Source organism: Rhizobium sp. F40D2 (assembly GCF_051810745.2).
GTDB lineage: Bacteria > Pseudomonadota > Alphaproteobacteria > Rhizobiales > Rhizobiaceae > Rhizobium.
The window spans coordinates 319,040-333,227 of sequence record NZ_JBPWQX020000002.1 but is presented as its reverse complement, the minus strand read 5'-3'; the positions used below and the strand labels follow the sequence as shown (position 1 = coordinate 333,227).

Here is a 14,188-nt window from a genome sequence, read left to right as displayed (position 1 = left end):
ACTTTATGTCTCAACAAAAACGAACGAACGATCAGCCGTTTCGAGAAGCGTATCTGCAACTGTGCCGTAAGACAGATCCTCGCCGGCACGCCTGCTCACGCCGAGAATGATGAGGTTGAACCGCCCGCGACGCGCGTGTTTGAGTATGGCGAGTTCCGGCGAGGAGCCTGTCGACACGACCTTGTCGATATCAATACCGTGAAAAGAAGCGATTTGGTCGAGCTTTCGAAATGCGGCCCTGTGAGGGTCGCTCACGTCGCTCACGCGAGAAACCAAGGTTGCCTGCTTGCTATCACGGAAGTAGACGGCCGTGATTGTAGACCCGGTGGCTTTCGCAACGACGAGAGCAAATTCGGCAGCTTTCATCGATCGCTCGGTGCCGCTGACAGGCACAAGAATCCGAAGATCGGCGTCTTTTTCCGGCAGCCGCCCACGCGATGTGATGATTGCTGTTGTGCCCGCGAAGGCCGAGATCATCGACGCCAGTCGATCAGCGTAGCCGCCCTTTGCGCTTGTCGTAGGCTCCACCCCTAGGAACATTAAATCATGCCCCTTCTCTGAAGTCTCGGTCAGCACTTTTTGAAGCTCGGCGTCCTTCTTGCGGACACTGATATGAAGTTCACCATTACCTTCGCCGACCTCCCCCACCGCCGCCTGGGTTTCGACGGCTTTCTCAGCAGTCGATTGAACGCGCTGACTGATCTCCTTGGCCCGATTGTCCGACCTACCTCCCGCATCAGCCTGCCTCATTGCGGCACCGTCATCATCTTCGACATCGAGAACCGTCACCGGCATCTTTCTCAATGCGGCAAAGTGACCTGAAAGTCGCGCAGCGAGGTCGCCGTTTGCGGAATGATCGATGGCAAGCAAAATACGCTCGAACTTCGACAGGAAGCTATCCTTCTCAAAAGCCTCCGACGCAAGCCGTTCCTTCTCGTCCTCGCGCATCGGCAATCGCCCCAAGGCCCAGCGGAGCGTCGGCGGCATCGCCATGGTCGTAACGACCGCCATCGCAACGATGACCGAGAAGAGCCGCTGGTCCAGCACCCCCACCGACAAACCGATTGACGCAACGATCACCTCCGTCGAGCCACGGGCATTCATGCCGCAGCCGAGCGCTATCGCTTCTGCGTTCGAAAAGCCTCCGATCTTCGAGCCGACGAAGGCTCCCCCGAACTTGCCCAAGCTGGCAATCAGGATCAATCCGGTCGCGAGAAGCAAGGTCGCTGGATCGACAAGGACGCTCAGATCCGTGTGCAGTCCGGTCAGGCCGAAGAAGACCGGCATGAACAGCGCCGTCGTCAATGCGCGCAGTTGTCCTTCGATCTGGCGAGTGAGGATCGGTGATTGACCTACCAGGATCCCGGCGACGAAGGCACCGAGCACGGTGTGAACGCCAATTGCGTTGGTCGCGATCGCCATCCCGCCCATAATGGCGATGATGGCGCTCAGAACCGGCAAATCGCTCTTGAAATTGTCGTTGGTCCAGCGAATGATCTCGAATACCATGCGCCGCCCGATCGTAAAGCTGAACGCCATGAAGGCGAGCGTGCCGATGACGCTTTGAGCAAGCGTCGAAAGATCAACCGCTCCGTTTTTTGCCAAGCTGAACGTCACGGCAATGATGACCCAGCCGATCGTATCGTCGATGATCGCCGAGGCGACGATGAGCTGCCCGACATTGCGGCGCATGAAATCCATCTCGCGCACGACGGAGGCAACAATCTTGACCGACGAGATGGAAAGGGCTGTCCCGAGAAAGAGCGAGGTGACCAGGCGCTCACCCGCATTTGGCAGAAACGTGGGCGGTATGAGCTCACCCACAGCAAATCCCAAAGCAAAGGGAATGGCGATCCCTGTCAGCGAGACGCCAGCCGCGGCGCGGCGCAATCGGATCGCCAGCGCGAGATCTGTTTCCATGCCGGCAAGGAGAAGGAGAAAAAGAATGCCAAGTTGCCCGACCGCGTCGGTCATCGCTTTCTGGGTCTCGTGCCCTGGGAAAAGTGCGGACTGGGCACTTGGCAACACGAGTCCGAACACGGAAGGTCCAAGCAGAATGCCGCCGATGATCTGGCCCATAATCGAAGGTTGACCCATCCGGACCATCAGTTCGCCAAGCAGTCTCCCCACGACGACGAGGACAATGATCTGAATGAGGAATAGGGCCTCCGACGGGGAAGAGGATTTTTGTTCTGCCGCCCATGCCAGATTGTTGCTGACGAGGATGGAGATCGCAATCAGCGGCACCGTCCATGGGGATAGCTGTGACGAGTTCATTCCAGCTGCCATAAAGAGAAAGCCCCCGGGGATATTGCTACCAAACGAGGAGTAGCGTTCGCAGTTCCGCTGCGGCCTTACTTAGTTCAATCCTTGGGGAGCAGCGAATCCCATCTGGCAGGAAAGAAGGGTGGAAATTCCCCAACGCCTTGCCCGCATCCGGCGATTGATTTTCAAGATCATGGAACTGTCGCAGCCCGAAACGAATTTCTTCTCGAAAGGAGCAGCGTCATGATCAACGAAAAATATTCGCCAGAAGAGCTCGCCAAACGCTATCAGATCGGCCCTCAGCAGGCCGCGCGTTATATCGTACGGTTCGGCGCCGATCGCAAGGAGCTCGATGCGCTTCTCGGTTCTTCTTCAAGAACGCCCGTCCATCGAAGCGCCGAAATCGAGCGGACAGCCACTGACGTCGCACTCGGTTAAAGGATACAAGCGCCAAATGAGCCAGGACAACCAGCAGGGTAGTGGCGGCCGACAAGCTCGGCACGGCAGGTGGATGGAGGTTCAATCGAAAAAGTCCGCATCCTCTTCCCTGAGATATCTCCTGGCCGCTTCAGCGTCGATATCGAGGCCCAGCCCCGGCGCTTCCAGGAGGTCCACCATGCTGTCCTTCACGATTTGCGGCGGCAAGCCGATTACCAGATCCTCCCACCAGGGGTCGGAGGCGGTCGGATATTCGAACGCGATGTAATTTGCCGGCAACGTGGCGCAGACATTGATCAGCGCGCCGAGGCCCAGCAGGCCGTTGGCGGTGCCGTGCGGTGCCATCAGGATCGAGTGCATGTAAGCGTGCTCGGCGACCCATTTGAGCTCGGCAATGCCGCCAATATCGGCTGGATCAGGGCCGATGACGCGTACTGCCTGCGTCTCGATCAGTTCCTTGAAATTATGCCGCAGGTAGATCTGCTCACCAGTGTGAATTGGCGTCGAGGTGGAGGTTGTCAGTTCCCGATAGGCCTGCGGATTGACCCACGGCACGTAGTCGCCAGTCAGCATGTCCTCGAGCCACATCAAATTGTACTTTTCGACCGCGCGAGCGAACTTGATCGCATCGGGCAACATCCAGCCGGGACCGCAGTCCAGCGCCAGGCTGACTTTATCGCCCAGCACTTCCTTCATCGCGATCACGCAGTCGAGCATGTGATTGAAACCGCGCTCGCTGATCACACCCTGATCCATGGCACCGTGATAGCCGGCCTTTTTCTGCGTCACGCCGTAGTGGAAGTCATCGATGGTGTCCTTCATGTTGGAGTGGAACGAGATGCCTTGCTTGATCATGAAGAAGTTCTGCGGCTGCTCTATCATCCACTTGACGTCGGCGGCGTAATCCTCCGGCCGGTCGCCCGTGCGTTTCCGGCGAACAGAGCCGTTATAGACGCGCACCTTGTCCCGCACCTTGCCGCCGAGCAGTTTATAGACGGGCACACCTGCGGCCTTGCCGGCAATATCCCACAGCGCATGCTCAATTGCGCTCACCGCCGCGCCATAGGGCTTGAAAGAGCCGCGTTGGCGGATCTTCAGCATGACTCGCTCGACGTCGGTCGGGTCCTCGCCGATCAGCGCGTCGCGAAAATGCAGCACCCAGGGCTTCAGATAGGACTTGGTGAATTCGACTTCGCCCAAGCCGTAGAGGCCCTCGTCCGTAACGATGCGGACGATCGGGTGTTTGCCGATGACGGCACAGCGGAGATCGGTGATCTTCATCTTCGGTTTCCTTTCGCCTCAGCTCCACGTGCGATCCCAGGAATACTCGTCGTCCCAGTGGTTGGTCGGCTGCCAGATGCCGGTGATACCCGGCTGCAGATGCTGCGAGATCACCTCGTCGACGACATCGTCAATCCCTAGGCCCGGCTTGTCCGGAACAGTGACGAAGCCGTTTTGCACCAAAGGCTTCGGAAGGCCGGTGACGATATCGTCCCACCAGTCGACATCGGCCGAGTGGTATTCGAGCGCCATGAAATTTTCGGTCGCGGTCGCGACATGTGCCGCGGCCATTGCGGCGACCGGACTTTCCGCCATATGGATGGCCATGGCGACACCACGGTCCTGCGCCATATCGCCGATCTTCTTGGTCTCGAGGATGCCCCCACTGGTGAGCAGGTCCGGGTGAATAACGGAGACGCCGCCGCTGGCCAGCAGTGGCTCGAAGCCCTCCTTGAGATAGATGTCCTCGCCGGTGCAGATCGGCACCGTGGTGGCGTCCTGCAGTTGTCGGTACTGCTCGGTATACTGCCAGGGGATCACATCCTCGAGCCAGGCTGGCACGTATTTTTCAATTCGCCTGGCAAGGCGAATGCCGTTCTGCATTGAGATATGGCCGATATGGTCGATCGCAAGCGGCACATCCATGCCGATGACCTCACGAACCTCTGCGATGTATTGCTCGAGCAGGTCGAGACCCTTGTCGGAGAAGTGAAGGCCGGTAAACGGGTGCTGGACGTTATGCAAATCGTAGGCAGCATTTCGGACACGCCGCTCTTCAATGGTTTTCAGCGGCCCGCGACTGGGACCGTTGCGATATCCTTCCAATGAGCCGGCAGGAAAGACGACCGCACCGGGCACATCCGCGATCTGCATCAGCCCCAGATCCATCTTGAGGAAGGTGAAGCCAAGCTCCATACGTTGCTTGAGGCGCTTGCCAGTTTCGGTGCCGCTCGGCACGGTTGCGTCGGTATCGCAGTAGACGCGCACTTTCTCCCGAAAACGGCCGCCGAGCATCTGGTAGACGGGGACGCCATAGGCCTTGCCGGCAAGATCCCACAGCGCGATTTCGACCGCCGAGACGCCACCGCCTTGCCGGCCGTGGCCCCCAAACTGCTTGATCCGGCGGAACAATCGGTCGATGTTGCAAGGGTTCTCGCCAAGCAACCGGCTCTTCAGCATCAGCGCGTAGGTGGCGCTGGCGCCGTCGCGCACCTCGCCAAGCCCGACGATGCCCTGGTTGGTGTAAATCTTAAGCAGCACGGAGGTGAACGGCGCACCAACGATTTCAGCGACCCGCATGTCGGTGATGCGAAGGTCGGATGGCTTGGAATGCGTGTTCACCCGATTGAGCGCCTCCTCGGCCCCATCTGCCTCTGGCATGATTTATCCTCGTTTTGGTCGGGCGGGCTGGTCGCCGCGCAAGCTGGGGCGGCGGAAAGCGCTGCTAGTCCAGCTCTATCTCGTGGTTTTGAAGGTAGTCTCGGTTCATTTCAACGCCGAGACCGGGCTTTGGCGTAAGCTTGAGGCTGCCGTTCGAAACATCGAGTGGGCTGTCGATGAGGTGATCGTATTTGCCGAGGTTCCACCCCGACGTCTCAAGTTTGTAGAAGTTGGGAACGGTCATCATCACCTGCGCTCCCGCAACTACATTGATCGGCCCTGCAGCGTCATGCGGCGAGACCGGGATGTAGTAGGCTTCGCATAGGGCGGAAATCTTCTTGAGTTCAGTAATGCCGCCGGTCCAGGTGACATCAGGCATGATGTAGTCAGCGAGCTTGTTTTCGAGCACCGGCACGAAATCCCACTTCGTGTGGCCGCGCTCGCCCCACGAGATCGCGGCGCTGACCTTCTCACGAACCTGTCTGAGAGCGTTGAGGCTCTCCGGTGGACAAGGCTCCTCGAGCCAGTCGATCTGACCAGCTTCCTCAAGGCTTCGACAAAGGCGAATGGCGGTGGGAACGTCGAAGCGGCCATGCGCATCGATGAGGATGTCGACGTCAGGGCCGGCCGTTTCGCGGATGAGGGCCGTCAGTTCGGCGGCCTCGCGCTCATCCTTGCGGGTCATGCCGCCATCGAGGTAGCCGTCCCGCTGTTCGCGAGCCTGTCCATCCGCGGTGCGACCTTGCTGGGGAAAAGGATCGAACTTGAGCGCCGTATGGCCGGATTCGACGATGTCTCGAATTTCGCGGACCACAGCCTCATTGCTGGTAAATTTGGCCTGGTTGGGGTGGGTGTAGAGCGCAATATCATCGCGTACCGGTCCGCCCAACAGCTCGTAAATCGGCTTACCCAGGACTTTGCCTCGGATGTCCCAGAGGGCTATGTCTATGGCGCTCACGCATTCGACTGCGGCGCCGCGACTGCCCATATAGGTGAAGCTGCGAAATATCTTGTGCCACAGATACTCGATACGCGCCGGATCCTCGCCTGTCACAGCAGCACCGATCTGCCTTAGTATGGTGCAGAGGGCGCGATTGGCGAGCCTTGTCGTGGTGGTGATTTCTCCCCAGCCGCTCACCCCCTCATCGGTCGTCACTTCGACGAACAGATACTCTCCCCAATAGGAAGCCTCGGACTTGATCAGCCACGGCCGAACGCTGGTGATTTTCATCTCAACTTCCTTTGTCTGAAGTGGCCGGGATAACGATATTCCGGGCGATCTCTTCTATCCTGCCCGAGCGGCGTTCCGCGCGCGCATGTGTTCGAGGATGTGCCGGCCGGAGCCCTCGACATGGCGTCCAATGAGGTCGCCTGCCTCGTTCGCATTTCCCGCTTTTACATGGGCGATGAGCTCGCGATGCTCGCTCAGGATCGCGGCACGCCGGGCGAGCGTGAAGTTGAAACGCCGGCTCACGGCACGAAGCACTTCGCGATGCTTCCACCAAAGCTCGGCGGCATGGCGGTTGTAGTGCCTTTGGTACATGACGGTGTGAAAGGCGGTGTCCAGCTCGCTGTGCCTGAACGTGTCGGCGAAGTTGTTCTCTTCAATCAAGTCTTGGATGCGTTCGAGTTCAGCAATGTCCTCGACGGTGGCCATATTCACGAACCATCGCGTCAGTGCCGGCTCGATCAAGACTCCTATCTCGTAGATGTCCCGAACAAAATCCTGATCTATGGGCCGGACGCGGGCTCCGCGGTTAGGAACGAAGGTGACAAAGCCCTCCCCGCGCAACAATTGCAGAGCCTCGCGCACGGGGTTGGTCGAGGTGCCGTGGCGCCGGGCGAGATCGGTGACAACAAGCCGTTCGTTGGCAGCAAGCCGCCCTTCGATGATGTCGTCCCTGATCAGTTGGTAGAGCGAGGCGCCCTCGCTGGAGGCCCCGATCGCGTCGATCCCCTCAGGTGGCTGCGCTCTAAAATCACTTGTTTCGGCCAAAGCTGTCCCCAATCAATACATATATTGCTTCGATATCACGCGAGGTTTATCCAAACAATGTACGATTTCTCCAGTTGACAGGCAATCTGCAATCTGGAAACGTATGATCTGTCCAAAGAGATACATTGGCCGAAAACGTCCCGCAGCCAATGGGCAAAGACCGCTCGCCTCGACGCAGAGCGGCATGGGAGAACCTGGAGGATACCTTATGACGAGGATTTCACTCGGTGGTGCCGTCCTGCGCGGTGCTGTTTCCACTGCTTTGATGGTATCGTTGATGTCCGCGTCGGCGCTGGGAGCGCCGGTCGACCTGAGCAAGTGGTCGCCGGAATATGTGCGCTCCATTGCCGGCACGCAGGATTTTGACACGGCGGCCGATTGCGGCAAGGTGACCCCGCTCGACTATAAGGGGCGACTGACGTTCTGGTATCAGGGCGTGTTCGAGGGCGACCCTGACCTCCTGCGCCAGTATTACAAAGAGTTCTTCGAGACCTTCCGCAAAACCTATCCGAACATCCAGCTTGAAGAGCAGGCCCTCACCTATAACGACCTGCTGGACAAATTCCGGACCGCGCTCCTTGGCAATGCAGCACCCATGGCGGTCCGCCTGCAGATCCTTGGTGGCACGGAGTTCGCCGCAAAGGGCTATTTGCAACCGCTCAAACCCGAGGATGTGGGATATTCGACCGAGGATTTCTGGCCCGGCGCAATGAAGGCTGTAACCTGGGATGGGGTGACCTACGGCATTCCGACCAACAACGAGACGATGGCGTTCATCTGGAACGCCGACATCTTCAAGCGTGCAGGCCTCGATCCGGAAAAGGCTCCGGCAACCTGGGACGACGTCGTCAAGGATTCCAAGCAGATCCACGACAAGCTCGGCATTGCCGGTTACGGCCTCGTGGCTCGCAAGAATGCCGGCAATACGCCGTACCGCTTCATGCCGCAGCTATGGGCCTATGGCGGTGGCGTCTTCGACGAAGCGACCGCCAATCCGACCTATAAGGAGGTTGAGCTCAACAGTCCGCAGAGCAAGGCGGCACTGCAAGCCTCCTACGATATGTATGTTCGCGACAAGTCGGTTCCGGTTTCGGCACTCACCAACCAGCAGGCCGACAACCAGCCACTCTTTCTCGCTGGCCAGCTCGGCATGATGATCTCGCACCCGTCCGACTATAACGTCATGCTCGACCTGCAGAAAAAGGCGACGGATACCGACAAGGACAAGGCGCAGACCGTCATCGACAACATGCGCTACGGCCTGATTCCGACTGGCCCCGACGGCAAGCGTGCCGTCGTGTTCGGCGGCTCCAACATTCACATCCTGAAGCCCGAATATGTCGAGGGCGGCAAGGTAGACGAGCCGGCTGCAAAGGCGATCATCTGCATGTGGACGAGCCCGGAATGGTCGCTGAAGATGGCCTATGCCGGCTCGAACCCGGGAAACCTTAACGGCTTCAAGACCAAATGGATGAAGGAACGTCTTGATAACATAAAGTTCCTCGATGTCACGACCTCGATGCTGCCATACGGAATTCCGTTCCCGGCGCTGCCACAGTCCCCCGAGATCATGAACATCATCGTGCCGGACATGCTGCAGAATGCCCTGACCGGGGCCATGACAGTCGACCAAGCAGCCGACGACGCGGCCAAAAAGGTAAAAGACCTGATGGACGGCGGGCTCTAGTCGAAGCCAGACGATCTGACCGGCTGCGCCTCGACTGCAGCCGGTTTGTTCCGAAGAACAAGGGCGCGGCACAGTGACGATCTTGACTGGCAAGGCCGAGGCTCTCCGAAGACCGCAACCCGATAGGTCCGGCGTGCTGCGAAAGATTTGGGAGCATCGGGCCGACTACGCCTATGTGCTTCCTGCGATCGCCGTGATGCTCATCGTCATAGCCTACCCTATTTACTACACGATCGAGCTGTCGTTCTTCAACACACCGCCTGGCCTGCAGTTGCGGGACAAGATTTTCATCGGCTTCGACAACTACATCGCCATCCTCACAAGTCCGGTGTTCTGGAAGGTCACCTCGAACACTCTCATCTGGACAGTGGGATCCACTTTTGTCTCATTTGTCCTGGGGTTTGGCTGCGCCCTGGCGCTCCATCGTGACTTTGTCGGCCGTGGCATCCTGCGCGCCGTCCTGATCATTCCCTGGGTCATCAGCGCGGTCGCCGCGTCCTATATCTGGAAGTGGATCTACCATTCCGACTTCGGGATCATTGGCGCGGTGCTGGTCGGCCTCGGATTAGCCGACCGGCCGCCGAATTTCATCGACAGCGTCAGCACGGTGCTGCCCTCGCTGATCGTCGTCAATATCTGGCGAGAGTTTCCGTTTGCCATGATTATGATGATGGCTGGCCTGCAGACGGTTCCCGACCAGTTGCTGCGCGCCGCAAAAGTCGACGGAGCCAATGCATGGCAGCGGTTCTGGCACGTCACCTTTCCGCATTTGAGAAACGTCTCGACGGTGACGATCCTTCTGCTGGCAGTGGCCAACTTCAATTCTTTCATCATTCCCTGGATCATGACCGGCGGCGGGCCGTCGAACGCATCGCATATCTGGATCACCCACATTTACGAACTCGCTTTCGGCCGCCAGCGCTGGGGGTGGCATCGGCCTATTCGGTGCTGCTGTTCGTGATCCTGATGTCGCTCGGCTACTTCTACGTCCGTGCGCTGAGTGGCAACGAGCAGAAGGACGGGAGCGAATGAGCACAATGGCCGAGACGGCTCATCGAGGCGAGGCGCGTCGCCGTATGCGCATCGATGGATGGCGGTGGGGCGGACGCATCTTCCTTGTGTTCATGCTGCTTTACACCGCATTGCCGATGGTCTGGATGCTGATCACCTCGATCAAGTCCGGCTTCGCGGCCATGCAGTTCCCGCCACAATGGTGGCCGGACCAACCCACCCTTGCCAGCTACCAGAAGCTGCTCGATCCGCAAAACAGCGTCGGCCAGGATTTCTTACGCTTCTTCTGGAACAGCCTTTTCGTCTCCACCGCCACGACCATTCTTTCGGTGATCGTGGCGGTTCCTGCGGCATACGCGTTTTCACGCTTCACCTTCCCGGGCCGGAACTTTCTGTTCTTCGCCGTCTTGCTCCGCAACATGTTCCCGGCGGTGATCTTCCTCGTGCCGCTCTTCATCCTGATGCGCGCAATCGGGCTGGTGAACACGCATGGGTCGCTCGTCCTCACCTACCTCACATTCGGCCTGCCGCTGGCAATCTGGCTCCTCAAAGGCTTCTACGACAATATCCCGGTGCAACTCGAGCAGGCGGCGCGCATTGACGGGGCAACGCGGTTCCAGGCCTTTTTCCTGATCGTGATGCCGCTTTCGGCGCCAGGAATTATCGCCACGGCGATCTATTCCTTCATTGGCGCGTGGAACGAGTACATCTACGCCTACACCTTCCTCTCCAAGAACGATCAGTTGACGCTGCCGGTCGGCATCCAGCGCTTCTTCTCGGAAAATACAACGGACTTTCCGGGCCTGATGGCGGCCAGCTTCATGATGAGCGTACCCGTCGTGGTCCTGTTCCTTGTCCTGCAACGATACTTCGTACGGGCGCTTACGGAAGGCGCAGTCAAGCACTAGAACAGGATGATTTCTGGCCGGTCGGTCTAAAATCGGAATCCTGTTCTAAATTACAGAGTTAGAGCATGATTTCGTCCGAAAACCGCTCACACTTTTCGGCATTATGTTTCAGAGGAGTTGCCGGTGGCCCACGTGGTCCTTCAAGATCTGGTCAAGACCTATGGTAGCTTCAAAGCTGTCAACAATGTTTCGCTGACGGTCAACGACGGCGAATTCGTCGCGCTCGTCGGCCCTTCAGGCTGCGGCAAGACCACCACACTCAACCTGGTGGCGGGGCTCATCCCCATCACATCCGGCGACATCGTCATCGGCGACCGGGTGGTCAACGACCTCGACCCCAAGGACCGGGACATCGCAATGGTGTTCCAGAACTACGCGCTCTATCCGCAGAAATCGGTCTATAAAAATCTGGCGTTCCCGCTGCAGATGCGCAAACTGCCAAGGGTCGAGATCGACAAGAAGGTCAAGGAAGCAGCACGCGTACTCGACATGACGCAGCTGCTCGAACGCAAGCCGCGCGAACTTTCAGGCGGACAACAGCAGCGCGTGGCGCTGGGCCGCGCCCTTGTTCGCGATCCGGCGGTATTCCTGATGGATGAACCGCTCTCCAACCTCGACGCAAAGCTGCGCGTGCAGATGCGGTCGGAGATCAAGCGGTTCCACCAGGACCTCAAGGCGACGATCATCTACGTGACGCACGACCAGCTCGAAGCGGTCACCATGGCCGACCGGATGGCGGTGATGAACGGCGGCTACCTGCAGCAATACGATTCACCGGCGCAGGTCTTTGCCCATCCGGTGAACATGTTCGTCGCCAGTTTCGTCGGCAGCCCGGCGATGAGCCTTGTTCCGCTGGAGGCATCAACGGCAGGCGGCAACACCGTGTTGACGAGCGCGGAGGGCTGGCGCCTCGAGCTCTCGCCGAACAACGCTCGGAAGGTCGAGAGGGCAACAACCAGGAAAGTCGTGCTCGGTGCACGTCACTCGACGATCAAGCTGCACAAGAGCGCGATGCCTGGAAGCATCCCCGCCAAGGCCTACACCGTGGAGCCGACCGGAGACGTCACCTTCGTACAGGCGTTCCTGTCCGGCGCCATCGTCAATGTCAGCGTGCCGCCAACCATTGCCGTCGCGCCCGACGAACAGATTTGGCTCGAGTTCGATCAGGAGCGGATGCATCTGTTCGACGGCGAAACAGAAATGGCCCTCAAGGCCAACTGAGACCCAGCGGATGCATTTGGATGGAGGGCGTTGATGACGACGAAGCTTAAGATCACGGCGATCAAGCCCTATCCGGTATGGGTCGGAACGCGCAACCAGATGCTGGTCAAGATCGAGACCGACAACGGCGTCTTCGGCTGGGGCGAGAGCGGCTTGAGCGGTCGCGAGAAGGCCGTGGCCGGCGCCATCGAGCACTATCGCGAGTTTCTCATCGGCCGCGATCCGATGCAGATTGGTCGGATCTGGCAAGAAGTTTATCGCAGCCAATACTTCGAAGGCGGGCGTGTCCTGCAGGCGGCGATTTCAGCCATCGACATTGCCCTTCACGACATCAAGGGTAAAGCGCTTGGGGTGCCGGCCTACGAACTGCTGGGCGGCAAGCAGCGCGAGCGCATTCCCACCTTCGCCTCGACCGGTGACGAGGCCGAGGGCGAGGTTGCCATCGAACGAGCCCGCGAACTACGCGCACAAGGGTGGCAGGCGATCCGCTTTTTCCCCATCGGGCAAAACAGCAAGGACATTTTTGAGCCGCGGGAGTCGATCGGCGCTACTGCAGCTATGCTGAACAAGGCGCGCCAGGTGCTGGGCGATGACGTCGTCCTCGGCATCGATTATCATCATCGGTTGTCGGTGGCAGAGGCGGCGAGCTTCTGCAACAAGCTCGGCCGTGGTGTGCTTGATTTTCTCGAGGAGCCGATACGAGACGAGACACCCGAGGCCTACGAATCCCTGCGCACGATGACCGACATCCCGTTCGCGATCGGAGAGGAATTTGCCAGCAAGTGGCAATTCCTGCCCTATATCGAGCGTGGCATCCATCAGTTCAACCGGCTCGATGTTTGCAATGTTGGCGGGCTCACCGAAGCGATGAAGGTCGCCGGCTGGAGCGAGGCGCACTATGTGGACCTGATGCCGCACAATCCGCTCGGCCCGGTCTGCACGGCCGCGACCATCCATTTCGCCGCCGCCGTGCCGAATTTCGCGTGGCTCGAGACAAGGGCGCCCGAAGCAAAACTGGGCTTCGATAATTCCGACTTCTTCCCCGTGCAGCCACGGCTCGACGGCGCCGACTATCCCGTCAGCGATTTTCCGGGGCTCGGCGTCGAGGTCAACGAAGAGGCAATCAGGGCGGAGAGCTTTCGGTTCTGGGAAGCGCCTCACCTGAAGCGCCGCGACGGTTCTGTCACAAACTGGTAGTTTCATCCACCGGAGCCAAAAATGACCCGCAAGCACGACATTCCGCGACCGCCCAAAGAGCTGATCGACGCACTGAAGGAAATCGGCGCCGCGACGGTTTCCGGCACGCTCGGCCACATGGGCTTCCGCAATCCGCACATGGTCGGTCCCGTGCCGCAGAACCGCGGGAAGTCGATCGTCGGGCCAGCCCTGACGCTTCAATTCATGCCGCAGCGGCCGGACCTCTTCACCGAGGGAGAATATGCAGATCCGGAGACGCAGTTGCACCGCCATGTGCTTTATCAGGTGCAGGAGGGCGATGTGGTCGTGGTCGACGCACGCGGCGACATGAGCTCGGGCGTCTTCGGCGATATGATGTCGACCTATTTCAAAGGCAGAGGCGGCGCCGGCATCGTGATTGATGGGTGCATGCGCGATCGGCCCAATGTCGAGAAGCTGGATCTGCCTCTATGGCTGCGCGGCTGGACGCCCAACTATCACGTGCAGACCGGCATCTATCCCAACGCCGTCAACGTTCCGATCGCCTGCGGCGGTGTCACGGTAATCCCCGGAGACATTATCGTCGCCGACGATGACGGGGTGGTGGTGGTTCCAGTCGCAATGGCCCCGAAGGTAATCGAAGAATCACAAAAGCATCACGATTGGGAGGAGTTCTCGCGCGTAAAACTTATGGGGGTCGGGTCATTGCAGCGCTACTATCCGCTGCATGACGACGCCCGCAAAGAGTACGAAGAGTGGCGCAGAACAAACCGCCTGGGAACAACTTAGCCAATGGATTACCCAGGCGGGCGGCGAACTTTCCGG

11 protein-coding genes and 1 pseudogene are annotated in these 14,188 nt (G+C 59.1%); 7 read left to right on the top strand and 5 right to left on the bottom strand.

All coding sequences use genetic code 11. The annotated features are described in order from the left end of the window. Positions 1 to 3 precede the first annotated feature (3 nt). A complete protein-coding gene (locus ACS4RS_RS26290; protein WP_439012969.1) occupies positions 4 to 2,277 on the bottom strand; it encodes a cation:proton antiporter domain-containing protein in 2,274 nt (757 codons plus the stop codon). Positions 2,278 to 2,508: 231 nt separating this feature from the next. Between ACS4RS_RS26290 and ACS4RS_RS26285 the strand changes: the two genes are divergently transcribed. Further along, positions 2,509 to 2,703 (top strand): hypothetical protein, encoded by a 195-nt coding sequence (locus ACS4RS_RS26285; protein WP_439012968.1) that lies wholly within the window; start codon positions 2,509 to 2,511, stop codon positions 2,701 to 2,703. Positions 2,704 to 2,784: 81 nt separating this feature from the next. On the opposite strand, the gene ACS4RS_RS26280 is transcribed toward ACS4RS_RS26285, so the two are convergent. From ACS4RS_RS26280 to ACS4RS_RS26265, 4 genes are all read right to left on the bottom strand, one after another. Next, positions 2,785 to 3,984: an enolase C-terminal domain-like protein gene (locus ACS4RS_RS26280; RefSeq protein WP_439012967.1), complete on the bottom strand. Its 1,200-nt coding sequence runs from the start codon at positions 3,982 to 3,984 to the stop codon at positions 2,785 to 2,787. Positions 3,985 to 4,002: 18 nt separating this feature from the next. Next, entirely contained in the window at positions 4,003 to 5,364 is a 1,362-nt protein-coding gene (locus ACS4RS_RS26275) for an enolase C-terminal domain-like protein (RefSeq protein WP_439012966.1), read from the bottom strand. Between the two features lie 64 nt (positions 5,365 to 5,428). Then, positions 5,429 to 6,595 (bottom strand): enolase C-terminal domain-like protein, encoded by a 1,167-nt coding sequence (locus ACS4RS_RS26270; protein ID WP_439012965.1) that lies wholly within the window; start codon positions 6,593 to 6,595, stop codon positions 5,429 to 5,431. Between the two features lie 54 nt (positions 6,596 to 6,649). After that, positions 6,650 to 7,360 carry an FCD domain-containing protein gene (locus ACS4RS_RS26265; RefSeq protein WP_439012964.1) on the bottom strand — a complete coding sequence of 237 codons (711 nt, stop codon included), beginning with the start codon at positions 7,358 to 7,360 and terminating at the stop codon, positions 6,650 to 6,652. 208 nt (positions 7,361 to 7,568) lie between these two features. On the opposite strand from ACS4RS_RS26265, the gene ACS4RS_RS26260 reads away from it, so the two are divergent. The 6 genes and pseudogenes from ACS4RS_RS26260 (at position 7,569) to ACS4RS_RS26235 (ending at position 14,152) form a co-directional block, all read left to right on the top strand. After that, on the top strand, positions 7,569 to 9,047 hold the full coding sequence (locus tag ACS4RS_RS26260) for an extracellular solute-binding protein (RefSeq protein WP_439012963.1): 1,479 nt from the start codon (positions 7,569 to 7,571) through the stop codon (positions 9,045 to 9,047). Positions 9,048 to 9,120: 73 nt separating this feature from the next. After that, a pseudogene (locus ACS4RS_RS26255) lies at positions 9,121 to 10,079 on the top strand (carbohydrate ABC transporter permease). Further along, a complete protein-coding gene (locus ACS4RS_RS26250; protein ID WP_439012961.1) occupies positions 10,076 to 10,966 on the top strand; it encodes an ABC transporter permease subunit in 891 nt (296 codons plus the stop codon). The pseudogene ACS4RS_RS26255 and the gene ACS4RS_RS26250 overlap by 4 nt, the downstream one beginning before the upstream one ends. Before the next feature lie 123 nt (positions 10,967 to 11,089). After that, a complete protein-coding gene (locus ACS4RS_RS26245) occupies positions 11,090 to 12,187 on the top strand; it encodes a sn-glycerol-3-phosphate ABC transporter ATP-binding protein UgpC (protein WP_439012960.1) in 1,098 nt (365 codons plus the stop codon). A 33-nt stretch (positions 12,188 to 12,220) separates the two neighbouring features. Next, on the top strand, positions 12,221 to 13,384 hold the full coding sequence (locus tag ACS4RS_RS26240) for an enolase C-terminal domain-like protein (protein WP_439012959.1): 1,164 nt from the start codon (positions 12,221 to 12,223) through the stop codon (positions 13,382 to 13,384). 21 nt (positions 13,385 to 13,405) lie between these two features. Then, entirely contained in the window at positions 13,406 to 14,152 is a 747-nt protein-coding gene (locus tag ACS4RS_RS26235) for a ribonuclease activity regulator RraA (RefSeq protein WP_449314088.1), read from the top strand. The last annotated feature ends 36 nt before the right edge of the window (positions 14,153 to 14,188 follow it).

What these genes read in the sequence shown, in the direction of transcription:
- ACS4RS_RS26260 (WP_439012963.1), top strand. Translation starts at nt 7,569, where the DNA reads ATGACGAGGATTTCACTCGGTGGTGCCGTCCTGCGCGGTGCTGTTTCC.
- ACS4RS_RS26280 (WP_439012967.1), bottom strand. Translation starts at nt 3,984, where the DNA reads ATGAAGATCACCGATCTCCGCTGTGCCGTCATCGGCAAACACCCGATC.
- ACS4RS_RS26290 (WP_439012969.1), bottom strand. Translation starts at nt 2,277, where the DNA reads ATGAACTCGTCACAGCTATCCCCATGGACGGTGCCGCTGATTGCGATC.
- ACS4RS_RS26285 (WP_439012968.1), top strand. Translation starts at nt 2,509, where the DNA reads ATGATCAACGAAAAATATTCGCCAGAAGAGCTCGCCAAACGCTATCAG.
- ACS4RS_RS26275 (WP_439012966.1), bottom strand. Translation starts at nt 5,364, where the DNA reads ATGCCAGAGGCAGATGGGGCCGAGGAGGCGCTCAATCGGGTGAACACG.
- ACS4RS_RS26270 (WP_439012965.1), bottom strand. Translation starts at nt 6,595, where the DNA reads ATGAAAATCACCAGCGTTCGGCCGTGGCTGATCAAGTCCGAGGCTTCC.
- ACS4RS_RS26235 (WP_449314088.1), top strand. Translation starts at nt 13,406, where the DNA reads ATGACCCGCAAGCACGACATTCCGCGACCGCCCAAAGAGCTGATCGAC.
- ACS4RS_RS26250 (WP_439012961.1), top strand. Translation starts at nt 10,076, where the DNA reads ATGAGCACAATGGCCGAGACGGCTCATCGAGGCGAGGCGCGTCGCCGT.
- ACS4RS_RS26240 (WP_439012959.1), top strand. Translation starts at nt 12,221, where the DNA reads ATGACGACGAAGCTTAAGATCACGGCGATCAAGCCCTATCCGGTATGG.